26 protein-coding genes are annotated in these 22,191 nt (G+C 74.1%); 14 read left to right on the top strand and 12 right to left on the bottom strand.

The genetic code is table 11. The features are described from left to right. Window positions 1–26: 26 nt before the first annotated feature. The 3 genes from AB0E83_RS13210 to AB0E83_RS13200 all read right to left on the bottom strand — a co-directional run bounded on the left by AB0E83_RS13210 (window position 27) and on the right by AB0E83_RS13200 (window position 2,301). On the bottom strand, window positions 27–1,001 hold the full coding sequence (locus AB0E83_RS13210; protein ID WP_362109727.1) for an acyl-ACP desaturase: 975 nt from the start codon (window positions 999–1,001) through the stop codon (window positions 27–29). A 206-nt stretch (window positions 1,002–1,207) separates the two neighbouring features. Beyond that, window positions 1,208–1,441, bottom strand: a complete 234-nt coding sequence (locus AB0E83_RS13205) for a hypothetical protein (protein ID WP_362109725.1) — start codon at window positions 1,439–1,441, stop codon at window positions 1,208–1,210. Between the two features lie 14 nt (window positions 1,442–1,455). Then, window positions 1,456–2,301, bottom strand: a complete 846-nt coding sequence (locus AB0E83_RS13200) for a helix-turn-helix transcriptional regulator (protein WP_362109723.1) — start codon at window positions 2,299–2,301, stop codon at window positions 1,456–1,458. A 194-nt stretch (window positions 2,302–2,495) separates the two neighbouring features. On the opposite strand from AB0E83_RS13200, the gene AB0E83_RS13195 reads away from it, so the two are divergent. Continuing rightward, window positions 2,496–2,972, top strand: coding sequence for an ATP-binding protein (locus AB0E83_RS13195; RefSeq protein ID WP_362109721.1), 477 nt, complete (start codon window positions 2,496–2,498; stop codon window positions 2,970–2,972). Here AB0E83_RS13195 and AB0E83_RS13190 read toward each other — a convergent pair. The 3 genes from AB0E83_RS13190 to AB0E83_RS13180 all read right to left on the bottom strand — a co-directional run bounded on the left by AB0E83_RS13190 (window position 2,958) and on the right by AB0E83_RS13180 (window position 5,908). Beyond that, window positions 2,958–4,598, bottom strand: coding sequence for an ATP-binding cassette domain-containing protein (locus tag AB0E83_RS13190; RefSeq protein ID WP_362109719.1), 1,641 nt, complete (start codon window positions 4,596–4,598; stop codon window positions 2,958–2,960). The genes AB0E83_RS13195 and AB0E83_RS13190 overlap by 15 nt on opposite strands. A gap of 277 nt (window positions 4,599–4,875) precedes the next feature. Continuing rightward, window positions 4,876–5,292 carry an SsgA family sporulation/cell division regulator gene (locus AB0E83_RS13185; protein WP_362109717.1) on the bottom strand — a complete coding sequence of 139 codons (417 nt, stop codon included), beginning with the start codon at window positions 5,290–5,292 and terminating at the stop codon, window positions 4,876–4,878. 136 nt (window positions 5,293–5,428) lie between these two features. After that, window positions 5,429–5,908 carry a (4Fe-4S)-binding protein gene (locus AB0E83_RS13180; protein WP_362109715.1) on the bottom strand — a complete coding sequence of 160 codons (480 nt, stop codon included), beginning with the start codon at window positions 5,906–5,908 and terminating at the stop codon, window positions 5,429–5,431. A 144-nt stretch (window positions 5,909–6,052) separates the two neighbouring features. Between AB0E83_RS13180 and AB0E83_RS13175 the strand changes: the two genes are divergently transcribed. Beyond that, complete coding sequence (locus tag AB0E83_RS13175; protein WP_362109821.1) at window positions 6,053–7,114, top strand: oxidoreductase; 1,062 nt, start codon at window positions 6,053–6,055, stop codon at window positions 7,112–7,114. Between the two features lie 10 nt (window positions 7,115–7,124). On the opposite strand, the gene AB0E83_RS13170 is transcribed toward AB0E83_RS13175, so the two are convergent. Then, a complete protein-coding gene (locus AB0E83_RS13170; protein ID WP_362109713.1) occupies window positions 7,125–7,424 on the bottom strand; it encodes a YciI family protein in 300 nt (99 codons plus the stop codon). Window positions 7,425–7,630: 206 nt separating this feature from the next. Here AB0E83_RS13170 and AB0E83_RS13165 point away from each other — a divergent pair, with 206 nt between their 5' ends. The 4 genes from AB0E83_RS13165 to AB0E83_RS13150 all read left to right on the top strand — a co-directional run bounded on the left by AB0E83_RS13165 (window position 7,631) and on the right by AB0E83_RS13150 (window position 9,518). Next, the gene (locus tag AB0E83_RS13165; RefSeq protein ID WP_362109711.1) at window positions 7,631–8,323 is read left to right on the top strand and encodes an endonuclease V; all 693 of its coding nucleotides are present in this window, start codon (window positions 7,631–7,633) and stop codon (window positions 8,321–8,323) included. Between the two features lie 124 nt (window positions 8,324–8,447). Further along, window positions 8,448–8,588 carry a hypothetical protein gene (locus AB0E83_RS13160; RefSeq protein WP_362109709.1) on the top strand — a complete coding sequence of 47 codons (141 nt, stop codon included), beginning with the start codon at window positions 8,448–8,450 and terminating at the stop codon, window positions 8,586–8,588. Next, window positions 8,585–8,968, top strand: a complete 384-nt coding sequence (locus tag AB0E83_RS13155; RefSeq protein ID WP_362109707.1) for a VOC family protein — start codon at window positions 8,585–8,587, stop codon at window positions 8,966–8,968. The genes AB0E83_RS13160 and AB0E83_RS13155 overlap by 4 nt, the downstream gene beginning before the upstream one ends. Before the next feature lie 118 nt (window positions 8,969–9,086). After that, a complete protein-coding gene (locus AB0E83_RS13150) occupies window positions 9,087–9,518 on the top strand; it encodes a RidA family protein (protein WP_362109705.1) in 432 nt (143 codons plus the stop codon). A gap of 34 nt (window positions 9,519–9,552) precedes the next feature. On the opposite strand, the gene AB0E83_RS13145 is transcribed toward AB0E83_RS13150, so the two are convergent. Continuing rightward, window positions 9,553–10,770 carry a saccharopine dehydrogenase NADP-binding domain-containing protein gene (locus AB0E83_RS13145; protein ID WP_362109703.1) on the bottom strand — a complete coding sequence of 406 codons (1,218 nt, stop codon included), beginning with the start codon at window positions 10,768–10,770 and terminating at the stop codon, window positions 9,553–9,555. Window positions 10,771–10,971: 201 nt separating this feature from the next. On the opposite strand from AB0E83_RS13145, the gene AB0E83_RS13140 reads away from it, so the two are divergent. Genes AB0E83_RS13140 through AB0E83_RS13125 form a run of 4 tightly spaced genes read left to right on the top strand, consistent with a single transcriptional unit; the run spans window position 10,972 to window position 16,767 of the window. Continuing rightward, window positions 10,972–12,138: a CaiB/BaiF CoA-transferase family protein gene (locus AB0E83_RS13140; RefSeq protein WP_362109701.1), complete on the top strand. Its 1,167-nt coding sequence runs from the start codon at window positions 10,972–10,974 to the stop codon at window positions 12,136–12,138. Further along, a complete protein-coding gene (locus tag AB0E83_RS13135) occupies window positions 12,135–13,286 on the top strand; it encodes an acyl-CoA dehydrogenase family protein (RefSeq protein WP_362109699.1) in 1,152 nt (383 codons plus the stop codon). The genes AB0E83_RS13140 and AB0E83_RS13135 overlap by 4 nt, the downstream gene beginning before the upstream one ends. Before the next feature lie 49 nt (window positions 13,287–13,335). Then, window positions 13,336–14,550, top strand: a complete 1,215-nt coding sequence (locus tag AB0E83_RS13130) for an acetyl-CoA C-acetyltransferase (protein ID WP_362109697.1) — start codon at window positions 13,336–13,338, stop codon at window positions 14,548–14,550. A gap of 42 nt (window positions 14,551–14,592) precedes the next feature. After that, window positions 14,593–16,767: a 3-hydroxyacyl-CoA dehydrogenase NAD-binding domain-containing protein gene (locus tag AB0E83_RS13125; protein ID WP_362109695.1), complete on the top strand. Its 2,175-nt coding sequence runs from the start codon at window positions 14,593–14,595 to the stop codon at window positions 16,765–16,767. Here AB0E83_RS13125 and AB0E83_RS13120 read toward each other — a convergent pair. The 3 genes from AB0E83_RS13120 to AB0E83_RS13110 are packed head-to-tail and all read right to left on the bottom strand — an operon-like array spanning window position 16,754 to window position 18,287. Beyond that, on the bottom strand, window positions 16,754–17,491 hold the full coding sequence (locus AB0E83_RS13120) for a MerR family transcriptional regulator (protein WP_362109693.1): 738 nt from the start codon (window positions 17,489–17,491) through the stop codon (window positions 16,754–16,756). The two genes, AB0E83_RS13125 and AB0E83_RS13120, sit on opposite strands and share 14 nt — an antisense overlap. Before the next feature lie 50 nt (window positions 17,492–17,541). After that, window positions 17,542–18,078, bottom strand: a complete 537-nt coding sequence (locus AB0E83_RS13115; protein ID WP_362109691.1) for a Clp protease N-terminal domain-containing protein — start codon at window positions 18,076–18,078, stop codon at window positions 17,542–17,544. After that, window positions 18,078–18,287 (bottom strand): helix-turn-helix domain-containing protein, encoded by a 210-nt coding sequence (locus AB0E83_RS13110; protein WP_043228359.1) that lies wholly within the window; start codon window positions 18,285–18,287, stop codon window positions 18,078–18,080. Before AB0E83_RS13110 ends, AB0E83_RS13115 begins: the two co-directional genes overlap by 1 nt. An 83-nt stretch (window positions 18,288–18,370) precedes the next feature. On the opposite strand from AB0E83_RS13110, the gene AB0E83_RS13105 reads away from it, so the two are divergent. Both AB0E83_RS13105 and AB0E83_RS13100 read left to right on the top strand, forming a co-directional pair. Beyond that, a complete protein-coding gene (locus AB0E83_RS13105; RefSeq protein WP_362109689.1) occupies window positions 18,371–18,853 on the top strand; it encodes a macro domain-containing protein in 483 nt (160 codons plus the stop codon). A gap of 93 nt (window positions 18,854–18,946) precedes the next feature. Next, window positions 18,947–19,441, top strand: a complete 495-nt coding sequence (locus AB0E83_RS13100; protein WP_362109687.1) for a hypothetical protein — start codon at window positions 18,947–18,949, stop codon at window positions 19,439–19,441. 10 nt (window positions 19,442–19,451) lie between these two features. On the opposite strand, the gene sph is transcribed toward AB0E83_RS13100, so the two are convergent. Beyond that, window positions 19,452–20,432, bottom strand: coding sequence for a sphingomyelin phosphodiesterase (gene sph, locus AB0E83_RS13095; protein WP_362109685.1), 981 nt, complete (start codon window positions 20,430–20,432; stop codon window positions 19,452–19,454). A 172-nt stretch (window positions 20,433–20,604) separates the two neighbouring features. Here sph and AB0E83_RS13090 point away from each other — a divergent pair, with 172 nt between their 5' ends. Together AB0E83_RS13090 and AB0E83_RS13085 are read left to right on the top strand one after the other, a co-directional pair. Further along, on the top strand, window positions 20,605–21,096 hold the full coding sequence (locus tag AB0E83_RS13090; protein ID WP_362109683.1) for a hypothetical protein: 492 nt from the start codon (window positions 20,605–20,607) through the stop codon (window positions 21,094–21,096). Between the two features lie 137 nt (window positions 21,097–21,233). Continuing rightward, entirely contained in the window at window positions 21,234–22,181 is a 948-nt protein-coding gene (locus AB0E83_RS13085) for an oxygenase MpaB family protein (RefSeq protein ID WP_362109681.1), read from the top strand. Window positions 22,182–22,191: the final 10 nt, after the last annotated feature.

The raw sequence follows: 22,191 nt of genomic DNA, 5'->3' as shown, positions 1-22,191 counted from the left end.
CTCCCGGCCGGCCGCGGCCGTACGGCTCAGCCGGCGGCGCGCGCGGCCATCCGGGCCTTGCGGGCGGCGAGCTTCTCGTCGAACTTCGCGGCCTCCGCGTCGAGCCCGTTCATGTAGAGGCCCAGCTCCTCCTGGGCGCGCAGCCCGTTGGGGCCGAGGCCGTCGATGTCCAGCACCTTCAGGTGGCGGAGCACCGGCTCCAGGACGTCGTCGTGGTGGATGCGCATGTTGTAGATCTCGCCGATCGCCATCTGCGCGGCGGCCCGCTCGAAGCCGGGGATGCCGTGTCCGGGCATCCGGAAGTCGACCACCACGTCCCGCACGGCCTGCATGGCGAGGTCGGGGGCGATCTCCAGCGCGGCCTTCAGGAGGTTGCGGTAGAAGATCATGTGGAGGTTCTCGTCCAGCGCGATGCGGGCGAGCATCCGGTCGCAGACGGGGTCGCCGGACTGGTGGCCGGTGTTGCGGTGCGAGATGCGGGTGGCGAGCTCCTGGAAGGCCACGTACGCGACGGAGTGCAGCATCGAGTGGCGGTTGTCCGACTCGAAGCCCTCGCTCATGTGCGCCATCCGGAACTGCTCCAGCTTGTCCGGGTCGACGGCGCGGGAGGCGAGCAGGTAGTCGCGCATGACGATGCCGTGCCGGCCCTCCTCGGCGGTCCAGCGGTGCACCCAGGTGCCCCAGGCGCCGTCGCGGCCGAAGAGGGTGGCGATCTCGTGGTGGTAGCTCGGCAGGTTGTCCTCGGTCAGGAGGTTGACCACGAGCGCGGTCTTCCCTATGTCCGTGACCGGGGACTGGGCCGGGTCCCAGGCCTCGCCGTCCTCGAAGAAGCCGGGGAAGTTCCGGGCGTCCGACCACGGCACGTACTCGTGCGGCATCCAGTCCTTGACGACCTTGAGGTGCCGGTTGAGCTCCTTCTCCACCACCTCTTCCAACGCGTACAGCAAGCGCGCGTCGGTCCACCCTGCCGAGCTGCCGAGGGGGGGAGAGGTGAGCGTCACGGGGACTCCTGGGGACGGAGAGAGGGAAAACGGAACTACCTACGGACTCGTAGGTTACGAGACCGTAGGTTAAGCCCCCGTAAGAGAGCGACCAAGCCCCTCTTGAACGATGTCCGGTTACGTTCCGTTATGTGCGCAGCTCGGATCCGGCAAAAGAGACGCAGGTCACCTCGGGCGCCGTCACCCAGGAACAACTGAGCGGTTACTCAGAGCAGATGATCCGCCGCTCCGGACTTCACCGCGGAGATCAGCGCGCGCAGCGCCTCCACCGAGTCGGTGACGTACTCGCCCGGGGCGAGGGTGGAGCCGATGTAGGCGCGGCCGGCGTCGTCGAGGCCGAAGCGGAAGCAGTTGGCCCCCTCGCTGCAGAACGCCTCGCCCCAGGCGATGTCGACGGCGGGCGCGGCGGCGGGGGAGGGGGCGGGGGTCGTGGTGTCCATGGTGTGGGGGTCCTTCACAGGTCCTGGGCTATCGAGCGGATGAACGCGCGGGAGTCGGCGGTGGACAGGGCGAGCCCGCGCAGCCGCTCCAGCAGGCCCCGGTACCGGCGCAGCGTCATGTCGGCGTCGAGGAGGATCGAGCCGTGCGAGGAGTCGAGCTGCACGGTGTCGAGCTGCGGCACGGGCGCGGACACATAGGTGAACGACTGTCCGGCCCCGGGGAAACCCCCGGCGGCGAACGGGATGACCCGTACGGTGACGGTCGCCCGCTCGGACTGCTCCAGGATGTGCTCCAGCTGGGCGCGGGCCACCTTCGGGCCGCCGAACTGCATCCGCAGCGCCGCCTCGTGGATCACCGCCTCGTACGGCACCGGCCGGTCCAGGGTCTCCTGGCGGCGCAGCCGCAGGGCGAGCCGGGCCTCCAGGTCGGGGCCGGGCAGCGGCGGCACGGCGGTGTCGAAGACCGCCCGCGCCTGGTCCTCGGTCTGGAGGAGGCCGGGGACGTGGGTGGTGACGGCGGTCGCCAGCTCGGCGGCGTGGTGCTCCAGTTCGGCGATGTCGAGGAGGGCGGGCGGCAGGAGCCCGCGGTGCTCCTCCCACCAGCCGCGGTCCCGCTCCTGGGCCATGGCGGCGAGCAGGTCCACCAGGGCCGTGTCGGGGCAGCCGTAGTTGAAGGCCAGGGTGCGCACCCGCTCGGGGCTGATGCCGAAGCGGCCTGACTCGACGTTGGGGATGCGGGTGCGGTCGACGCCCAGGAGGGCGGCGGCCTGCTGGGCCGACATCCCCGACTGTTCGCGCAGCTTGCGCAGTTCGGCGCCGAGCCGTTGCTGGCGGGCGGTCGGGCTGCTCCTGGGTGGCACGTCGCACTCCCTCGTCCTGCCGGGGCGGCCCCCTGCCGTCCCCGTCCGTGGCGCCGGCCGTCGCGGTCTGGCCGGAAACGGCGCCACTACCCGCAAGTAGTAGCACCGTGCTCCGCTTCTGCGCTACGGTCGGTAGTGCAAGTCTCACACGGCGCGACCGCAGCCGTGTGCGGAGCACCCCCTGCACAGGAAATGTGAGCAATCCGATGAAGGGCGCCCTGCGTTGCCTTCCGGCCGCCGTCCCGGCCGCCGGGCCCATACCCCCCGCCGCGGAGAACCTCAGCTACTCGATGCTGCTGCCCGGCGGCGCCTTCTGCGCGGGCCACGCCCGCCGGGCCGTCCACGACCTCCTCACCCGCCACGGCCTCGCCGAACTCCGCGAGACCGCCGTCCTCGCCGCCTCCGAACTCGTCGCGTCCGCCTGCCGGTTCACCCCCGGCCGCGAGATGGCGCTGCGGATCCGCTGGCAGTACGACGCCCTGCGGATCGTCCTCTACGACCAGCATCCGGCCCACCCCCGGCCGGAGGCCGCCGAAGCCTGCCGCGACCGCCGCAGCCGCAGCATGTGGCTGCTGGCCGCGGCGGTCGAGGAGCGGGGCGGCGACTGGGGACTGACCCCCGCCCTCACGGCGAACGGAGGGGCCAAGTCCTGGGCCTTACTCCACCGTTGACAGCACCTCCCGGAGTTCCTCCGGCGTCGTCGGCCGCAGCCCGTCGTCGAGCAGCAGCCACCGCGTGATCCCCAGCGACTCCAGGAACCCCAGGTCGTGACTGGCCACCACCAGCGCCCCCTCGTACGCGTCGAGGGCGGCCGTCAGCTTCCGCACCGACGCCATGTCGAGGCTGTTCGTCGGCTCGTCCAGCAACAACAGCCGCGGAGCCGGCTCCGCGAGCAGCAGCGCCGCCAGCGTCGCCCGGAACCGCTCCCCGCCCGACAGGGCGCCCACCGGCCGGTCCGCCCGCGCGCCCCGGAAGAGGAACCGCGCGAGCCGGGCCCTGACCGCGTTCCCCGTCGCCGCGGGCGCGAACCGGGCCACGTTCTCGACGACGCTCAGCGCGTCGTCGAGGAGGTCCAGCCGCTGCGGCAGGAAGCGGAGCGGCACCTGCGCCTCCATCTCGCCCCGCGCGGGCTCCAGCTCCCCGGCGACCGTCCTGAGCAGCGTCGTCTTGCCCGCCCCGTTCCGGCCCACCAGCGCGATCCGCTCCGGGCCCCGGACCTCGAACCCGCCGACGCGGGCCCCGTGCCGCAGCTCCACATCCCTGAGCAGCAGCACCCCGCGCCCCGGCGGCACCGAGGTGGACGGCAGCTCGACGCGGATCTCGTCCTCGTCCCGCACCGCCTCCACCGCCACCTCCAGCCGCTCCCGGGCCTCCGCCAGCCGCTCCTCGTGCAGCCCGCGGTGCTTGCCCGCCGACACCTGCGCCGAGCTCCGCCGGGTGTTCGCCACGACCTTCGGCACCACCTTGTTCTCGAAGCTCTTCTGCGCGTACCGCCGCCGGCGCGCCAACCTCACGCGCGCGTCGGACAGTTCGCGCCGCTGCCGCCGGACGTCCGCCTCGGCGGCCCGCACCGTCCGCTCCGCCGCCTCCTGCTCCGCGGCCAGCGCCTCCCGGTACGCCGACCAGGGGCCGCCGTACCAGCTCACCCCGCCCTCGTGGAGGTCGGCGATCCGGTCGACCCGTTCCAGGAGCTCCCGGTCGTGGCTGACCACCACCAGCACCCCGGGCCAGCCCTCCACCGTCTCGTACAGTCGCGAACGGGCGTACAGGTCGAGGTTGTTGGTGGGCTCGTCGAGCAGCAGCACGTCGGGCCGGGCCAGCAGCAGCGCCGCGAGCCGCAGCAGCACCGACTCGCCGCCGGACACCTCGCCGACCGTGCGGTCCAGGCCGATCGAGCCGAGCCCGAGCTGGTCCAGGACGGCCCGGGCCCGCTCCTCCACGTCCCAGTCGTCGCCGACCGCGGCGAAGTGCTCCTCGGCCGGATCGCCGGCCTCGATGGCGTGCAGCGCCGCCCGCTTCCGGTCGATCCCGAGGATCTCGTCGACCCGCCGGCCGGTGTCCAGGACCAGGTCCTGCGGGAGGTACCCGACCTCGCCGGCCGTCCGCACGGCGCCGCCGGTGGGCGTGAGCTCCCCGGCGAGGAGCCTCAACAGGGTGGACTTCCCCGACCCGTTCGGGCCGACGAGACCGGTACGGCCGGGGCCGACCGACACCGTGAGGTCGTCGAGGACCCCGGTGCCGTCCGGCCAGGCGAAGGAGAGGGCGGAAGTGGAGAGAAAGACGGGCTGATGTGACACGAGGGCCTCCCGGAGCCGCGAACACGGGCATGAGCGTGGGCGTGGTGCGACGCGTGAGACACCGGGGCGCGGGCAGCGTGGGAAACGGCTCGTCCACCGAGGTCGAGAACGGCACGCACGGCACGGGGGCACGCGCGGCGCGGTGTCTCGGGACCTCAGATGAACAACGTTCCTTCTCCGATCGGGAGGCGATCTGGACCCGACGACCGTACGATCCGCCGACGGGGGAGGCAAACGTTTTTCACGGCGGCCCGGAGGCCGCCGCGGAACGGGAACCCTAGGGGAGGTCGCCCAGCAGCGCGGCCAGGTCCCGGTCCCAGTCCAGGTACTGGTGCTCGCGCCCGGCCGGCACCAGGTGCTGCGACCGCTCCAGGAACCGGCGCAGCTCGGAGGTGCGCACGTGGACCATCGCCACCCCCTCCGGGGCGTGGAACTCGACCACCGTCCGGTCGTAGCCGTACGGACGCAGCCGCACGTCCCCGTCGCCGGCGGGCCGGTCCACCCCCTGCGCGAGCAGGTCGCGGGCGAAGGCCCAGGAGACCTCGACGCCCTCCAGGGTCGCGGGCGGAGGGAAGGCCATGCAGACGGCGTACGGATCCTCGCGGTCGTAGCGCAGGGTGGCGGGGACGGTCTCCATCCGGGGAGCGGAAGCGACCAGACGGGCCTGGACGGGGTGCTCGATCACGGCGGACACGGCGGCTCCTCTCGCGTGGTTGCGGATCCTGAGCGTCTCCCCGACACCAGGGCACCTGACACCAGGGAAGACGAGCGGGAGCCCCGGAACGTGCACTCGCCCCCCACGTGAGGTGCGTCACCGCCCGGAGAGATCCTCAGCGTTCCCCGGCCCCGCCGTCGTCCGGCTCCGCGCAGGGCCCCGAGCGGTCGCAGTACGGCTGGTTCTCCGAGGCCCCGCAGCCGCAGAGCACCGCCCGCGTCTCGTGCCGGACCCCCCGCTCGCCGGTGACCAGCAGGTTCCCGCGTACCACCAGCTGTCCCGAGGGGGAGCGGCGCACGGTGGCGGGGACGTCCGGCGGCTCCTCCGCGCCGCCCCGCGACGGGTGGTACCGGAGCGCGCCCGACGGGCAGCGCCGGATCACCTCGGCGACCCGCTCCACCGGGGCGGCGTCCGGCAGCACCCACGGACGGCGGGACGGGTCGAAGACCTCCGGCAGGCCGTGGACGCACTCGGCCGCGTGCAGACAGCGGCGCGGCTCGAAGGTGACGGTGATCCCCTCGCCCTCGTACTCCTTGATCCGCGGCTCCTCGGGGACCGGGGGCCCGCCCCCCGTCCCCGCCGCTCCCTCGGTCAAGCGCCCAGCCCAGGAACGGCCCGCCCGCCCCGCACCCCGGAGCTCCCTGGTGCCTCCCGGAGGCCCTCTGGACGGGTCGGGCCGCCGCCGCTAGTTTCCGGCGCCATGACACCTGTGCGAAAGACGCGGAAGACGCGACGCACGATGACGGCGGGGCTGGTGGGAGCGGCGCTGGCGCTGGCCCTCGCGGCCCCCGCGCGCGCCGGGGAGACCCCCGCGGCCCCCGCGCCCGCCGCCGGCTGGCAGCTCACCCCGACCGGGACCGACGTCCGCGTCAGGGGCCTGGCCGCGGTGGACCGCCGCACCGCCTGGGCGGCCGGCTCCCGGGGCACCGTCCTGCGCACCACCGACGCGGGCCGCACCTGGCGCGACGTCTCCCCGCCCGGCGCGGAGGACCTGGAGCTCCGCGACGTCGAGGCCTTCGACGCCCGCCGGGCCGTGGTCCTCGCCATCGGCGAGGGCGAGGCGTCCCGGCTGCTGCGCACCGAGGACGGCGGCGCCACCTGGACCGAGACCTTCCGCAACACCGACCCGCGCGCCTTCTACGACTGCGTGACCTTCCTCGACCACCGCCACGGCCTCGCCCTGAGCGATCCCGTCGACGGCAGGTTCCGGATCCTCGCCACCCGCGACGCCGGCCGCTCCTGGGAGGTCCTGCCGGACTCCGGGATGCCCGCGGCCCTGCCCGGCGAGGCCGGCTTCGCCGCGAGCGGCCAGTGCCTGGTCGCCGCCGGACCCCGGGAGGTCCGCTTCGCGACCGGCGGGGGCGCCACCGCCCGGGTGTTCCGCTCCGCCGACCGGGGCCGCACCTGGACCGTCGCCGACACCCCGGTGCCGGCCGGCGACCCGGCCCGCGGCGTCTTCGCCCTCGCCTTCCGCGACCGCGACCACGGCCTCGCCGTCGGCGGCGACTACCGGACCGGCCGGCCCTCGCCGAGCGCCGCCGCCGTCACCGCCGACGGCGGCCGCACCTGGACCCCGGCCGGCACGCCCCCGCCCGCCTACCGCTCCGGCGTCGCCTGGCTCCCGCACACCCGGGCCGCCGCCCTGGCCGTCGGCCCCACCGGCACCGACCTCACCCTGGACGGCGGCCGCACCTGGCGGACCATCGACACCGGCTCGTACGACTCCGTGGACTGCGCCCCGGACGGCGGCTGCTGGGCCTCCGGCGAGAAGGGCAGGATCGCGCGGCTCGCCCGTCCGTGACCCGCCCGGGTCAGGCCGGCGGCTGCTCGCGGTAGCCGGCCAGGCCCTCGGCGGTCTTCGTCGCGTGGAACTCGGTGATCCGGTACGCGCACACGCCCTCGGCGCTGAAGGGGTCGGCCGCCGCGATCCGCTCGATCTCGGCCCGGTCGACCCCGGCCGCCAGGATCACCCCGCCGTCCCGCGGGTTCTTCCGCCCGGACGCGAGGAACACGCCCTTGGCGTACTGCTCGTCGAGCCAGGCGAGGTGCGGCTCCATCAGGGCGTCCGCCCGCTCGACGGGCGCGGTGTAGGTCAATTCCAGTACGAACATGCGCGCAAGGCTACCGGCGGCGGACGGGGCGGTGATCAGTCCCCGGGGATCCGGCCGGCGGGCTCGAAGCGGTGCGCGGAGGGCGCGTTCGGCCGCCGCCCGGTCCACGGCGGGCGGCGGCTCGACGGGCGGCGGGCAGAGGCGGACGGGGTCGTCGCCCGCGGTCACCCGCGGGAGGCCACCGGCCGCCGCCTTAGGGTGGCCCCATGGGGATCACCGGGGTTCCGGCGGGGTGGCCCGCCGACGAGGAGACGGCGCTGGACGTCCAGCGCGCGCTGCGCGGGCGGCTCGTGCTCGGGGAGGAGGGGCCGCCGCCGGGGGAGGGGCACGTCACCGGGCTCGACGTGGCCTACGACGACGACCGGGACCTGGTCGCCGCGGCGGCCGTGGTGCTGGACGCCGGGACCCTGGAGGTCGTGGAGGAGGCGACGGCCGTCGGCCGGGTCTCCTTCCCGTACGTGCCGGGGCTGCTCGCCTTCCGGGAGGTCCCGACCGTGCTCGCCGCCCTGGACGCGCTCACCGCCGACCCCGGGGTGCTGGTCTGCGACGGGTACGGGCTCGCCCACCCGCGCCGCTTCGGGCTCGCCGCCCACCTCGGCGTGCTCACCGGGCGGGTGTCGATCGGCGTCGCCAAGAACCCGTTCACCTTCTCGTACGGGCGACCCGGGCCGCGCCGGGGCGACTTCGCCCCGCTGCTCGCCGACGGCGAGGAGGTCGGCCGCGCGCTGCGCACCCAGGACGGGGTCAAGCCGGTCTTCGTCTCCGTCGGGCACCGGATCTCCCTCGCCAACGCCTGCGCGCACGTCCTCGCCCTCTCCCCGCGCTACCGGATCCCCGAGACCACCCGGCACGCCGACGGACTCTGCCGCCGCGCGCTCAAGGAGGCGCTCGGCGGCTGAACGCCCGTTCCGGGCGGGCGTCCTGAGCACCGTCGGGCACCGGGGCCGGGCGCCGGCTCTGAGTACCGGGCCTGAGTACCCGTACGGATGCCCGTTGTCAGACCCCCACGGCACAGTGGCCTCCATGACAACCCCCGTCACCACGCCCGCCCGGCGCTCCGCCGCCGACCGCGCGCTCCCCGTCGTCCTCGCCGTCGCCGCGCTCTCGGCGCTCGCCTGGACCTGCGCCATCCTGTACGTCCTCGCCGACTGGACCACCGGATGACCGGGCGGCTGCGCTGCGTCGTGCTCGACTGCCCCGACTCCCGCCGACTCGCCGGGTTCTACCGGGAGTTGCTGGGCGGCGAGGTCGAGGCGCCCGATCCGGGGCTCGCCGTCGGCGAGGGGTCCGCCGTGCTGCGCGACGCGCACGGGCCGGTCCTCGCCTTCCAGGACGTCGCCGACCACCGGCCGCCCGTCTGGGGCGCCCCGGAGCAGCAGTTCCTCCTGGACGTCAGGGTCCCGGACCCGGAGGCCGCCCACGCGGAGGTGCTCGCCCTCGGAGCCGTACCCCTCGGAGCCGTCCCGTGCGGCGCGGACGGGGAGCCGCTGTGGCGGGTCTACGCGGACCCGGCCGGACACCCCTTCCGGCTCATGGGGCCCTGAGCCCACCCCGCACGCCCGCCCCGCCCCTGCCCCGTCCCCGTTCCCGTCCTCGCCCCCATCCCCGCCCTCGTCCTCGTCCCAGGATTCGACCGCCCCGCGGGGCGGGAAGGAAGGGGGGATGGACCTGTACGCGACCCACCGACGGCTCGTCTCCTCCGGCTCCCCGCTGGAACCGGAGATCGGCTTCTCCCGCGCGGTACGGCACGGCCCGTACGTCTCCGTCGCGGGCACCGCCCCGATCGCGCCCGACGGCACCACCACCGCGCCCGGCAACGTCTACGCCCAGACCGTGCGCTGCCTCGACATCGCCGAGGCCGCCCTGCGCGAGGCGGGCGCCCGCCTGGAGGACGTCGTCCGCACCCGCGTGATGCTCACCGACGCCACCACCTGGCGCGAGGCGGCCCGCGCCCACGGCGAGCGGTTCGCCGCGGTCCGCCCCGCCTGCACCTTCGTCGAGGTGTCCCGGTTCATCGACCCCGCGTGGCTGGTCGAGATCGAGATCGACGCGGTCGTCACCGACCACACCGCGCCCGACATGATCGGCTGGTGACCCCCGCGCCCGCCCGGGCGGGCGCGGGCGGCCCTCATTCCGCGTGGGCCACCCGGAAGCGCAGTCCCGCCGCCCGCAGCCGGGCGATGAGCGCGTCGCCCATCGCCGCCGCCGTCGTGACCTGGCCCGCCGTCGCCGGCAGCGGGTCCAGGGCGAGGCAGAGCGCCGACTCGGCGAGCATCTTCGCCGTCTCGTCGTAGCCGGGGTCGCCGCCCGCCACCTCGGTGAGGACCCGGCGGCCGCCGCCCTCGCCGACGAAGCGGACCGTGAACCAGCTGCGGGCCCGGCGCTCGGCGGACGGGCCGGAGCCCGCCTCGTAACGGTCCATCATCCACCGCCGGACGGCGGGGACCTGGGCGGCGGTGACGGCCGCGCCGAGCGCCGCCGTGCCGCCGAGCGCCATGGGGAGGGTCTTCACCGAGGCGTAGTGGCGGTAGCGGAAGTCGGGGCCGTACCGTTCGAGGGCGGCGGCCGACCGGGCCACCACCTGCGGGTCCAGGGTGGGCAGCGGCAGCGCCCAGGTGCCCGTCTCGGTGCTGAACCGGGGCGCGCCGAGCGGCGCGTGGGCCCGCCGGCCGACCAGCCGGGGCGCGTGCAGGCGCCGTTCGCGGGCCGCCCGCAGGATCTGCCGGCCGCGCCCGAAGGCGGTCAGCGCGGAGGCGAAGGTGCCGCCGGAGAAGACGGCTCCGGCGCGCACGAAGCCGTCTATCCGCAGCGGCACGCCCTCCGGCAGCTGCTCCACCGTGAACAGCACGCCGAGGTCGTGCGGGACGGAGTCGAAGCCGCAGGCGTGGACGATCCGGGCGCCGGTCTCGCGGGCGCGGGCGTCGTGGCGGACGTAGGTCCGGTCCACGAACTCGGCCTCGCCGGTGAGGTCCAGGTAGTCGGTGCCGGCCTCGGCGCAGGCCGCGACCAGGCCGTCGCCGTACCAGACGTAGGGGCCGACGGTGGTCGCCACCACCCGGGCCGATTCGGCGAGCGTCCGCAGCGAGGCCGGATCGCCGGAGTCGGCGAGCAGCAGCGGCACGCCGGCGCAGTGCGGCCGGTCCGCGGCGAGCCGGTCCCGCAGCGCCTCCAGCTTCGCGTGCGAGCGGCCGGCGAGGGCCCAGCGGAACCCGGCGGGGGCGTGCTCGGCCAGGTATTCCGCGGTGAGCCCGCCCACGAACCCGGTCGCCCCGTAGAGGACCACGTCGTACGGCCGCGCCCCCGTGTCCCGGCCGGATCCCCGCCCCGTGACCGCCGCTGTCTCCATCGCGCACCGCTCCCGTCCGTCGTCGAAGCCGCCGAAGCCGCCGAGGCCGTCGAGGTCTCGACGCCGTCGGCGGAGGATAGCGGACCCGCCCGGCCCGTCGAATTTCCAAGCGCTTGCTCGGCCCGGGGGCTTGTGCCGAGTGGAACACGTTCCTAGCATCTTCGGTGTTACATCATTGGTGTCACACACTCTGGGGGCGCGATGGAGACGAGACCGACCGAGCGGACGGGCCCGCTCGCCGGGGTCCGGGTGGTGGAGCTCGCCGGCATCGGCCCCGGCCCCTTCGCCGCCATGCTCCTCGCCGACCTCGGCGCCGACGTGGTCCGCGTCGACCGGCCCGGCGGCCCCGGCATCGGCGTCGACCCGGCCCGGGACCTCACCAACCGCAACAAGCGCTCGGTCCTCGTCGACCTCAAGGCCCCGGACGGCCCGGCCGCCGTCCTCGACCTGGTCGCCCGCGCCGACGTCCTGATCGAGGGGTACCGCCCCGGCGTCGCCGAGCGCCTCGGCGTCGGCCCCGACGCCTGCCTCGCCCGCAACCCCCGGCTCGTCTACGGCCGGATGACCGGCTGGGGCCAGGACGGCCCGCTCGCCCCCACCGCCGGCCACGACATCGGCTACATCGCCGTCACCGGCGCCCTCGGCATGATCGGCCCCGACCCGGACGGCCCGCCGGTCATCCCCGCCAACCTGGTCGGCGACTACGCGGGCGGCTCGCTCTACCTCGTCATCGGCGTCCTCGCCGCCCTCCAGCACGCCCGCGCCCACGGCGAGGGCCAGGTCGTCGACGCGGCCATCGTCGACGGCACCGCCCACCTCACCACCATGATCCACGCCATGCTCACGGCCGGCGGCTGGCAGGACCGGCGCGGGGTCAACCTCCTGGACGGCGGCTGCCCCTTCTACGGCGTCTACGCGACCTCCGACGGCGGCCACATGGCCGTCGGTGCCCTGGAGGAACGCTTCTACGACGAGTTCGCCCGCCTGCTCGACCTGCCGGAGGCCCGGGCCCTCCGCCGCGACCTCGCCCGCTGGCCCGAGCTGCGCGAGGCCGTCGCCGCGCGCTTCCGGAGCCGTACCCGGGCCGAGTGGACCGAGGTCTTCGAGGGCACCGACGCCTGCGTCGCCCCCGTCCTGACGCTCCGCGAGGCCCCCGCCCACCCGCACCTCGCGGCCCGCGGCACCTTCGCCGAGCACGGCGGACTGGTCCAGCCCGCGCCCGCGCCCCGCTTCTCCGCCACCCCCGGCACCCTCCGTACCGGCCCCGCCCTGCCCGGCGCCGACACCGCCGAGGTCGCCCGCGACTGGGCCGTCCCCGCCCTGCACACCCAGGACGTCCCGCCCACCCAGGAGTCGAAGACCGCATGAAGCGCACCCTCTACACCGACGACCACGAGGCCTTCCGGACGGTCGTCCGCACCTTCCTGGAGAAGGAGGTGCTGCCCCACTACGCGCAGTGGGAGAAGGACGGCATCGTCTCCCGCGAGGCATGGCTCGCCGCCGGCCGGCAGGGCCTCCTCGGCATCGCCGTCGACGAGGAGTACGGCGGCGGCGGGAACCCCGACTTCCGGTACGCCTCCGTCCTCGCCGAGGAGTTCACCCGGGCGGCCGCCCCCGGCCTCGCCATCGGCCTGCACAACGACATCATCGGCCCCTACCTCACCAAGCTCGCCACCGACGAGCAGAAGCGCCGCTGGCTGCCCGGCTTCTGCTCGGGCGAGATCATCACGGCCATCGCGATGACCGAGCCCGGCGCCGGCTCCGACCTCCAGGGCATCCGCACCACCGCCGAGGACCGCGGCGACCACTGGCTCCTCAACGGCTCCAAGACCTTCATCTCCAACGGCATCCTCGCCGACCTGGTGATCGTCGTCGCCAAGACGACCCCGGAGGGCGGTGCCCACGGCCTCTCCCTGCTCGTGGTGGAGCGCGGCATGGAGGGCTTCGAGCGCGGCCGGAACCTCGACAAGATCGGCCAGAAGGCCCAGGACACCGCCGAGCTCTTCTTCACCGACGTCCGCGTCCCCAAGGAGAACCTCCTGGGCGAGCTCGACGGCGCCTTCGTCCACCTGATGACCAACCTCGCCCAGGAGCGCCTGGCCATCGCCGTCGCGGGCATCGCCGGCGCCGAGCACCTCCTGGAGCTCACCACCCGCTACGTCAAGGAGCGCGAGGCCTTCGGCCGGCCGCTCGCCAAGCTCCAGCACGTCCGCTTCGAGATCGCCGAGATGGCCACCGAGTGCGCCGTCACCCGCACGTTCGTCGACCGGTGCATCGCCGAGCACGCCGATCCGACCGGCCTCGGCCTCGATCCCGTCAACGCCTCCATGGCCAAGTGGTGGGCGACCGAACTCCAGAAGCGGGTCGCCGACCGCTGCCTGCAACTGCACGGCGGATACGGCTACATGAGCGAATTCCCGGTCGCCCGTGCCTTCACCGACGGCCGCATCCAGACCATCTACGGCGGTACGACGGAGATCATGAAGGAGATCATCGGCCGCTCCCTCCTCGGCTGACCCCCGACCCCTCCGGCTTGTCGAAAACCCTCACCGCGAAAGGCTTCCCGTGAGCACCGAAGCGTACGTGTACGACGCGATCCGCACCCCGCGCGGACGCGGCAAGGCCACCGGCTCCCTGCACGGCACCAAGCCCATCGACCTCGTCACCGGCCTGATCCGCGAGATCCAGACCCGCAACCCCGGCCTCGACCCGGCCGCGATCGACGACATCGTCCTCGGCGTCGTCGGCCCGGTCGGCGATCAGGGCTCCGACATCGCCCGCATCGCCGCCATCGCCGCCGGCCTCCCCGAGACCGTCGCCGGCGTCCAGGAGAACCGCTTCTGCGCCTCCGGCCTGGAAGCGGTCAACATGGCCGCGATGAAGATCCGCTCCGGCTGGGAGGACCTGGTCCTCGCCGGCGGCGTCGAGTCCATGTCCCGGGTGCCGATGGCCTCCGACGGCGGCGCCTGGTTCGCCGACCCGATGACCAACCTGGAGACCAACTTCGTCCCCCAGGGTATCGGCGCCGACCTCATCGCCACCATCGAGGGCTTCTCCCGCCGCGACGTCGACGAGTACGCCGCCCTCTCCCAGGAGCGCGCCGCGACCGCCTGGAAGGAGGGCCGCTTCGCCCGCTCGGTCGTCCCCGTCGTCGACCGGGCCGGGCTGACCGTCCTCGACCACGACGAGTTCATGCGCCCCGGCACCACCGCCGACTCCCTCGCCAAGCTCAAGCCGTCCTTCAAGGACATCGGCGAGCTCGGCGGCTTCGACGCGGTCGCGCTCCAGAAGTACCACTGGGTCGAGGAGATCGACCACGTCCACCACGCCGGCAACTCCTCCGGCATCGTCGACGGCGCCTCCCTCGTCGCCATCGGCTCCAGGGAGATTGGCGAGCGGTACGGGCTGACGCCGCGCGCCCGGATCGTCTCCGCCGCCGTCTCCGGCTCCGAGCCCACCATCATGCTCACCGGCCCCGCCCCCGCCGCCCGCAAGGCGCTCGCCAAGGCCGGCCTCACCATCGACGACATCGACCTCATCGAGATCAACGAGGCCTTCGCCGCGGTCGTCCTCCGCTTCGTCAAGGACATGGGCGTCTCCCTGGACAAGGTCAACGTCAACGGCGGCGCCATCGCGCTCGGCCACCCGCTCGGCGCCACCGGCGCGATCATCCTCGGCACCCTCGTCGACGAGCTGGAGCGCCAGGACAAGCGCTACGGCCTCGCCACCCTCTGCGTCGGCGGCGGCATGGGCATCGCCACCGTCGTCGAGCGCGTCTGACCCCGTCCGCACCCCCACACCGGCCACCGGAGAAGCATCAGCATGAGCGAGAGCACCACCATCCGCTGGGAGCAGGACGCCACGGGGATCGTCACCCTCGTCCTCGACGACCCGAACCAGTCGGCCAACACCATGAACCAGGCGTTCCGGGCGTCGATCACGGCCGTCGCCGACCGCCTGGAGGCCGAGAAGGACTCCGTCCGCGGCATCATCTACACCTCCGCGAAGAAGACCTTCTTCGCCGGCGGCGACCTCAAGGACATGATCCAGGCGGGCCCCGAGCACGCCCGGGACATCTTCGACGCCGCGATGGCCATGAAGCGCGCGCTGCGCCGCATCGAGACCCTCGGCAAGCCCGTCGTCGCCGCGATCAACGGCGCGGCCCTGGGCGGCGGTTACGAGATCGCGCTCGCCTCCCACCACCGGATCGCGCTCGACGCGCCCGGCTCCAAGATCGGCCTGCCCGAGGTCACCCTCGGCCTGCTGCCCGGCGGCGGCGGCGTCACCCGCACCGTCCGGCTCATGGGCATCACCGACGCCCTGCTCAAGGTCCTCCTCCAGGGCACCCAGTACAACCCGAAGCGCGCCCTCGACAACGGCCTGGTCCACGAACTGGCGGCCACGCCCGAGGAGATGATGGCCAAGGCCATCGCCTTCATCGACGCCCACCCGGAGTCCGCCCAGCCCTGGGACGTCCCCGGGTACAGGATCCCCGGCGGCACCCCGTCGAACCCGAAGTTCGCCGCCAACCTGCCGGCCTTCCCGGCCAACCTGCGCAAGCAGCTGAACGGCGCCCCCTACCCGGCCCCGCGCAACATCATGGCCGCCGCCGTCGAGGGCTCCCAGGTCGACTTCGAGACCGCGCAGGTCATCGAGGCCCGCTACTTCACCGAGCTGGTCACCGGCCAGACCGCGAAGAACATGATCCAGGCGTTCTTCTTCGACCTCCAGGCCGTCAACTCCGGCGCCAGCCGCCCCAAGGGCGTCGAGAAGCGCCAGGTCCGCAAGGTCGCCGTGCTCGGCGCGGGCATGATGGGCGCCGGCATCGCCTACTCCTGCGCCCGCGCCGGCATCGAGGTCGTCCTCAAGGACGTCACCGACGAGGCCGCCGCCAAGGGCAAGGGCTACTCCGAGAAGCTCTGCGCCAAGGCCGTCGCCCGGGGCCGCACCACCCAGGAGAAGGCCGACGCCCTGCTCGCCCGCATCACCCCGACCGCCGACCCGCAGGCGCTGGCCGGCTGCGACGCGGTCATCGAGGCCGTCTTCGAGGACACCGCCCTCAAGCACAAGGTCTTCCAGGAGATCCAGCACGTCGTCGCGGACGACGCGCTGCTCTGCTCCAACACCTCCACCCTGCCGATCACCGTCCTCGCCGAGGGCGTCGAGCGCCAGTCCGACTTCATCGGCCTGCACTTCTTCTCGCCGGTCGACAAGATGCCGCTGGTCGAGATCATCAAGGGCGAGCGCACCGGCGACGAGGCGCTGGCCCGCGCCTTCGACCTGGTCCGCCAGATCAACAAGACCCCGATCGTCGTCAACGACTCGCGCGGCTTCTTCACCTCCCGCGTCATCGGCCACTTCCTCAACGAGGGCGTGGCGATGGTCGGCGAGGGCATCGAGCCCGCCTCGATCGAGCAGGCCGCGGCCCAGGCCGGCTACCCGGCCAAGATCCTCTCCCTGATGGACGAGCTGACCCTCACCCTCCCGCGCAAGATCCGCAACGAGACGAAGAAGGCGATCGAGGAGGCGGGCGGCACCTGGGTCACCCACCCGGGCGAGGCCGTCATCGACCGCATGGTCGACGAGTTCGGCCGCCCCGGCCGCAGCGGCGGCGCCGGCTTCTACGAGTACGGCGAGGACGGCAGGCGCGGAAAGCTCTGGCCGGGCCTGCGCGAGCACTTCACCAAGCCCGGGTACGAGATCCCCTTCCGCGACATGCAGGAGCGGATGCTCTTCGCCGAGGCCCTGGACACCGTCCGGCTCCTGGAGGAGGGCGTCCTGACCTCGGTCGCCGACGCCAACATCGGCTCCATCATGGGCATCGGCTTCCCCGCCTGGACCGGCGGCATCCTCCAGTACGTCAACGGCTACGAGGGCGGCGTCGCCGGCTTCACCGCCCGCGCCCGCGAGCTGGCGGAGACCTACGGCGAGCGCTTCGCCCCGCCGGCCCTCCTGGTGGCGAAGGCCGAGCGCGGCGAGACGTTCACGGACTCCTGAACGCGGAGCGCAACTCCTCGCTCAGCGACCGCTGGAACGCGGTGACGAGGGCCTGGACCACGATCGGCTGCATGTGCGCGGAGAGCGACTTCATGGCGGTCAGGTGGTCCGGGTCCTCCCCGCTCTCCCGGTACGGGTTCCACACCTCCTCCTGGAAGAGGCGGGCCAACTCCTGGGCGGCGGACCGCGCGTGGTCCAGCAGCACGGTCCGCGAGGCCAGGATGGTGTCGTGCTCGATGGGCACGTCGAGCATCTCGACGCCGAGCCGCAGCAGCGAGCCGTCGAGCCGGAACACCTCCGGGTCCTCGCCGGCCTCCAGCACGCCCATGGCGGCGAGCCGTTCGACGTCCCGGTCGGCCAGCTCCCGCCCGGCGCGCCGCTCCAGCTCCCGCCGGGTGATCGTCTCGGCGGACTCCGGCGCCCAGGAGGCCACCAGGGCCCGGTGCACGGCGAGGTCCTGCGCGCTCAGGTCGGGCGGCAGCTGCTCCAGGTACCGTTCGATCGCGGCGAGCGTCATGCCCTGCCGCTGGAGCTCCTCGATGAGCGCGAGCCGCGCCAGGTGCTCGCTCCCGTACCGCCCGACCCGCCGGGGGCCGATCACCGGCGGCGGCAGCAGCCCCCGCGTCCCGTAGAACCGCACGGTCCGCACCGTGACCCCGGCCCGCGCGGCCAGTTCGTCGACGGTGTACCCGGGCGGCAGTCCTTCGTCGCTCGCGTCCTCCATGGTTCAACAGTATTGCTGTCTCACCAGGACTGTAAAAGCCCCCGGACCGCTCAGAGGGCCGCGTCGACGGCCGCGTAGGTCACGCCGTGGTCGGCCAGGGCCTCCGCGACGACGCCGCCGGTCGTGGTGAGGGCCAGCAGCAGGTGCTCGTCGCCGATCTCCCGGTCCTCGCGGGCCAGCGCCACGCGGAGCGACTTCTCCAGGACGGTCTTCGCCTCCCGGGAGAAGGTGCGGCGGCCCGACCACCACCCGGCGTCCCTGCGGTCGCCGGAGAGCGCCCCGGCCCCGTGGACCTCCTCGACCCGGGCGACGATCGCCCCGACGTCGATCCCCAGGTCCGCCAGCGCCTCGGAGTCCGCCCGGGACAGGCCCGCCCGCCGCCGCGCGTCGGAGAGCGCGGAGAGCAGCGAGGGCCGGTGCTCCGCGGGGCACAGCCGCCCGAGCGCCTCCGCCGCGCGCGTGCCCTCCCGGTCGAGCAGCGCCAGCAGCAGGTGCTCGGGGGTGACGCTCGCGGCGCCGGACCGCTCCGCGTGCTCGGCCGCCCCCTTCACCACGCCCCGCGCCGCCTTCGTGAACCGCTCGAACATCACTGCCTCCCGTACTTCTTGTGGACGGCCTGCCGGCTGACGCCCAGCTCGGTGGCGATCTCCTGCCACGACCAGCCCTGGTGGCGCGCACTGCGCACCTGGACGGCCTCCAACTGCTCCAACAGCCGCCGCAGCGCGGAGACGGCTCGCAGCCCCACCCGGGGATCCCGGTCACCCGCCCGCGCGGCGAGATCGGTCGCATCGGTCATGCTGTCAATCTAGGTTGACAGTCGGACGGTGTCAACCCTGGTTGACAAGGGCCGGTGTCGGTGCCGCCGCCTACGGTGCCCCCATGACCGAGATCGAGTACGTACGGGGCGACGCCACCGCCCCCCGGGGCAAGGGCGTCCGGATCATCGCCCACGTCTGCAACGACCTGGGCGGCTGGGGCAAGGGCTTCGTGACCGCCGTCTCGCGCCGCTGGCCGGAGCCCGAGGCGGCCTACCGCCGCTGGCACCGGGAGCGGGCGTCCAACGACTTCGGCCTCGGCGCGGCGCAGTTCGTCCAGGTGGCGCCGTACCTGTGGGTGGCGAACCTGGTGGGCCAGCGGGGGATCCGCACCGGGCGGAGCACCGGCGTCCCCGTGCGGTACGAGGCGATCGACCGGGCCCTGGGGCGACTCGCGGACAGGGCCGTCGAACTGAGGGCGTCGGTGCACATGCCGCGGATCGGCTGCGGGCTCGCCGGTGGGAGGTGGGAGCGGGTGGAGCCGCTGGTGCGGGAGCGGCTGACGGAGCGGGGGATACCGGTCACCGTGTACGACTTCGGAGCGTAACGGGCGGGGAGCGGGGGTGCGCCCGGGGGAGGGCGCGGCGGGGGGTTAGAGTCGGCGGCCGGTCCGCGTCGGCGGGCAGGACAGGGGAGTGGGATGTACGCGCAACTCAGGGAGACGGCAACGGAATTGGCCGGAGTCCTGTGGCGGGAGCACACGGTGTACCGGGAGCGGGGCGGCGGCGTCGTGATCCGGGGGGAGCACGTGGACCGCTGGATCAGCCTCTCCCCGACGGGCGGCAAGGACCGGGCGCTGCTGCGGGCCGGGCGGCTCCTCGACGGGGGGACCACTGCCCCGGCCCGCACCGAGGTGGTGGTGGACCTGACGGCGCCGGTCGCCGAGCTGGCCACCGTCTGCCGGCGGATGCTCGCCGAGGTCGCCGCGGCGGCCGGGCCGGCCGCGCCCTCGCGCGCCGGGCGCGCCGCGGAGGGCGGACGCCCCGCGAAGAAGGCGAAGAAGGCGAAGAAGGCCAAGGGGGCGAAGAAGGCCGGGAGCCGGCACACGGGTGCCGGCTCCTGGGTGGTGCTGCTGCTGGTCGGCGTGGCCGTCGCCGCCTGGGCGTACACCCTCTTCGGCGGCCCCGGCCTCTGACCCCGGAGGATCAGAAGCCGGTCACCGGGTAGTGGTCGGAGAGGTTGGTGTACGTGTACGAGGTGCCCCAGCTGGAGACCGTCCACGGCGCGCTCGACTCCAGCACCACGTGGTTCGTCCAGTTCGCCGGGCGCGCGTTGCCCGCCCGGTACAGAACGTGATCGAGGTCCTCGCGCGGGTCGTCCGGGTAGCGCTCCGAGGCGATCGAGTTCAGCTCGGTGTCGAAGGAGTACGGGTGGCCGGTGCGCGCGTCGGCGTCGGCCAGGCCCGCGTCGGCGAGCATCGTGGCGTACTCGGGGGTCCGGGAGTCGACGTTCATGTCGCCGGCGACGATCACCTGCTCGCCCGCCGGGATGTTCTTCGCGTCGAGGAAGGCGTCCATCGCCCTGAACTGGCGGCTGCGCATCTGCGCCGCCTCGCCCGCCGAGCAGCCCGGGTCGGTCGACTGGGCGTGGGTGCCGACGACGTGCACGCGGCTGCCGTTCACGTCGAGGACCGTGTAGACGAAGCCCTTGTTGGAGTACCAGTCGGCGCCGCAGGCGTCCTTGTAGACGTACTGCTCCTTGCGGACGATCGGCCACTTGCTGAGGATCGTCACCCCGCCGTCCTCGGGGGTGGTCGCGGAGTACGCCCCGCCGGTGGCGTCCCAGCCGGTCTTCGAGCGGCCCATGACGGGCGTCTGGTACGGGTAGGCCCCGGCCGCGGTCGCCTTGAGGAGGTCCGAGGAGGAGTTGTCGAACGCCTCCTGGATCACCACCACGTCCTGGCCCTGGAAGAACGGGGCCGCGGGGATCGCCCGGGCCCGGTGGTCCTGGCCCCAGTTCGGGTAGAGGGTCTTCGAGAAGAGGAAGGCGTTGTAGGTGAGCACCTTCAAGCGGGGCGCCTCCGAGGGGGCCGCGGAGGCGGCGGGCGCGGTCGCGGCCAGGGTGGCGGCGGCGAGCGCGAGGGACACGGCGGCGCCGGAGATGCGGCGGAACGCGCTGAGGGACACGTGAACTCCCGTCGAGGGGTGGGGGGTTGGACTCGGCGCGGGCCATACAACCAGTCGTAGTTACCTTCGGGTAGCCTCTGGGTGCCGGGAATCTTGCCAGCGTCGTACGGGCGCGCCAATGATCGACCGGGTGTACGATTCGCCGCTTCCGGGACCAGGTAGAATGCGCGCCATGACGACCCTCGCCTCCAACTCGCAGATCTTCAACATGGACCTCGGTCCGCTCAACCCCGTCTGGGCCGAGCTCATCCTCGGCTTCGTCGTGTTCTTCGTCACCTTCTTCTTCATGGCCAAGGTGATCCTGCCGAAGATCAAGCGCACGATCGAGCAGCGTGAGGACGCCATCGACGGCGGCACCGAGCGCGCCGACGACCTGCGCGCCGAGGCCGCGGACATCCGCGCCCAGTACGAGGCCGAGCTCGCCGAGGCCCGCCACGAGGCCGCCCGCATCCGCTCCAAGGCCGTCGAGGAGGGCTCCGCCGCCATCGCCGCCGCCCGCGCCGAGGGCCAGGCCGAGCGCGACGCCATCCTCGCCGCCGGCACCGCGAAGATCACCGCCGAGCGCGAGGCCGCCGAGCGCGAGCTCAACGCCGACGTCGACGCCTGGGCCCGCGCCCTCGCCGACCGCATCGTCGGCGAGCCGGTCGGCGCCGACCGCGGCTGACCGCGCGACCCGCACACCACCACGTCGGGGCCGTTCCCGGGGCGAGAGCCCACGGGGACGGCCCCGACGCCGTCCGCCCGCCCCCGGGGTGCACCCTGGAGGGGCGACGACCGAGGCGAGAGGCAGGGGATCCCCGTATGAGCACCAGGAGCGAAGCCCCGGGGAGCCCGACCGGGCCGGCGCCCGAGCCGCCCGGGCCGGTCGGGCCCGCCGGGCCGGCGCGGTCCGTCCGGAAGGCCGCCGAGCCCGTCCCGCCCCCCGTCGGCGGCGTCCTGTGGAGCGTCGCCGGAGACGTCCGCGCGCTGCTCATGCTGCCCGCGGCCCTCACCATGCAGGTCGCCCACCCCGCCATCGGCGCCGGCGTCGACGACCACTCCGTCTTCCGCACCGACCCCTGGGGCCGCGGCGAGCGCTCGCTCCGCTCCGTCCAGCTCTGGGTGTACGGCGGGGAGGAGGCCGCCGCCGAAGGGCGCCGGCTGCGCGCGCTCCACCGCGACATCCAGGGCACCGACGCGCACGGACGCCGCTACCACGCCCTCACCCCGGCCCTCTACTCCTGGGTCCACGCCACCGGCTACCCCGTCTACCGGCACGGCCTCGCCCTGCTCCACCGGCCCCTCACCGAGGCCCAGGACCGCCGTCTGTACGCCGAATGGCTCCAGGTCGGCCGGATCCTCGGCATCCACGACCGGGACATGCCGCAGACCGTCGAGGAGTTCTGGCCGTACTACCGCCGGGTCCTCGCCGAGGAGCTGGAGGCGACCGCCGTCGTCCGCGAGCTCCTCGACCCCGAGGCCCCCGTCCCCGCGCCCGACCGGGGCCCGCTGCTCCTCCGGCTCGTCCTCCGCCCCCTCTGGCCGCTGCTCCGCCGCCCCTTCCAGCGGGTGCGCGCCTTCCTCACCGTGGGCCTGATGCCGCCGGACGCCCGCGCCGCCATCGGCCTGGAGTGGACGCCCGAGCAGGACCGCCGGCTGCGCCGCCTCGCGCGGATCGTGCGCGCCGTCGTCCCCGTCCTCCCCGAGCGGCTCCGCTACCTGCCGCTCGCCCGCCGCGCCCGGCGGGCCGCCCGCCCCGCCGGCCGCTGAGACCCGCCGG

The sequence above is a fragment of the Streptomyces sp. NPDC035033 genome (genome assembly GCF_040636735.1).
Classification (GTDB): domain Bacteria; phylum Actinomycetota; class Actinomycetes; order Streptomycetales; family Streptomycetaceae; genus Streptomyces.
Note: the sequence above shows the minus strand (reverse complement) of the source record. Positions and strands in the feature narration are given on the sequence as shown.

What these genes read in the sequence shown, in the direction of transcription:
- AB0E83_RS13205 (WP_362109725.1), bottom strand. Translation starts at nt 1,441, where the DNA reads ATGGACACCACGACCCCCGCCCCCTCCCCCGCCGCCGCGCCCGCCGTC.
- AB0E83_RS13175 (WP_362109821.1), top strand. Translation starts at nt 6,053, where the DNA reads ATGACGGCGGGGCTGGTGGGAGCGGCGCTGGCGCTGGCCCTCGCGGCC.
- AB0E83_RS13170 (WP_362109713.1), bottom strand. Translation starts at nt 7,424, where the DNA reads ATGTTCGTACTGGAATTGACCTACACCGCGCCCGTCGAGCGGGCGGAC.
- AB0E83_RS13165 (WP_362109711.1), top strand. Translation starts at nt 7,631, where the DNA reads ATGGGGATCACCGGGGTTCCGGCGGGGTGGCCCGCCGACGAGGAGACG.
- AB0E83_RS13160 (WP_362109709.1), top strand. Translation starts at nt 8,448, where the DNA reads ATGACAACCCCCGTCACCACGCCCGCCCGGCGCTCCGCCGCCGACCGC.
- AB0E83_RS13155 (WP_362109707.1), top strand. Translation starts at nt 8,585, where the DNA reads ATGACCGGGCGGCTGCGCTGCGTCGTGCTCGACTGCCCCGACTCCCGC.
- AB0E83_RS13150 (WP_362109705.1), top strand. Translation starts at nt 9,087, where the DNA reads ATGGACCTGTACGCGACCCACCGACGGCTCGTCTCCTCCGGCTCCCCG.
- AB0E83_RS13145 (WP_362109703.1), bottom strand. Translation starts at nt 10,770, where the DNA reads ATGGAGACAGCGGCGGTCACGGGGCGGGGATCCGGCCGGGACACGGGG.
- AB0E83_RS13140 (WP_362109701.1), top strand. Translation starts at nt 10,972, where the DNA reads ATGGAGACGAGACCGACCGAGCGGACGGGCCCGCTCGCCGGGGTCCGG.
- AB0E83_RS13135 (WP_362109699.1), top strand. Translation starts at nt 12,135, where the DNA reads ATGAAGCGCACCCTCTACACCGACGACCACGAGGCCTTCCGGACGGTC.
- AB0E83_RS13125 (WP_362109695.1), top strand. Translation starts at nt 14,593, where the DNA reads ATGAGCGAGAGCACCACCATCCGCTGGGAGCAGGACGCCACGGGGATC.
- AB0E83_RS13120 (WP_362109693.1), bottom strand. Translation starts at nt 17,491, where the DNA reads ATGGAGGACGCGAGCGACGAAGGACTGCCGCCCGGGTACACCGTCGAC.
- AB0E83_RS13115 (WP_362109691.1), bottom strand. Translation starts at nt 18,078, where the DNA reads ATGTTCGAGCGGTTCACGAAGGCGGCGCGGGGCGTGGTGAAGGGGGCG.
- AB0E83_RS13110 (WP_043228359.1), bottom strand. Translation starts at nt 18,287, where the DNA reads ATGACCGATGCGACCGATCTCGCCGCGCGGGCGGGTGACCGGGATCCC.
- AB0E83_RS13105 (WP_362109689.1), top strand. Translation starts at nt 18,371, where the DNA reads ATGACCGAGATCGAGTACGTACGGGGCGACGCCACCGCCCCCCGGGGC.
- AB0E83_RS13100 (WP_362109687.1), top strand. Translation starts at nt 18,947, where the DNA reads ATGTACGCGCAACTCAGGGAGACGGCAACGGAATTGGCCGGAGTCCTG.
- AB0E83_RS13090 (WP_362109683.1), top strand. Translation starts at nt 20,605, where the DNA reads ATGACGACCCTCGCCTCCAACTCGCAGATCTTCAACATGGACCTCGGT.
- AB0E83_RS13085 (WP_362109681.1), top strand. Translation starts at nt 21,234, where the DNA reads ATGAGCACCAGGAGCGAAGCCCCGGGGAGCCCGACCGGGCCGGCGCCC.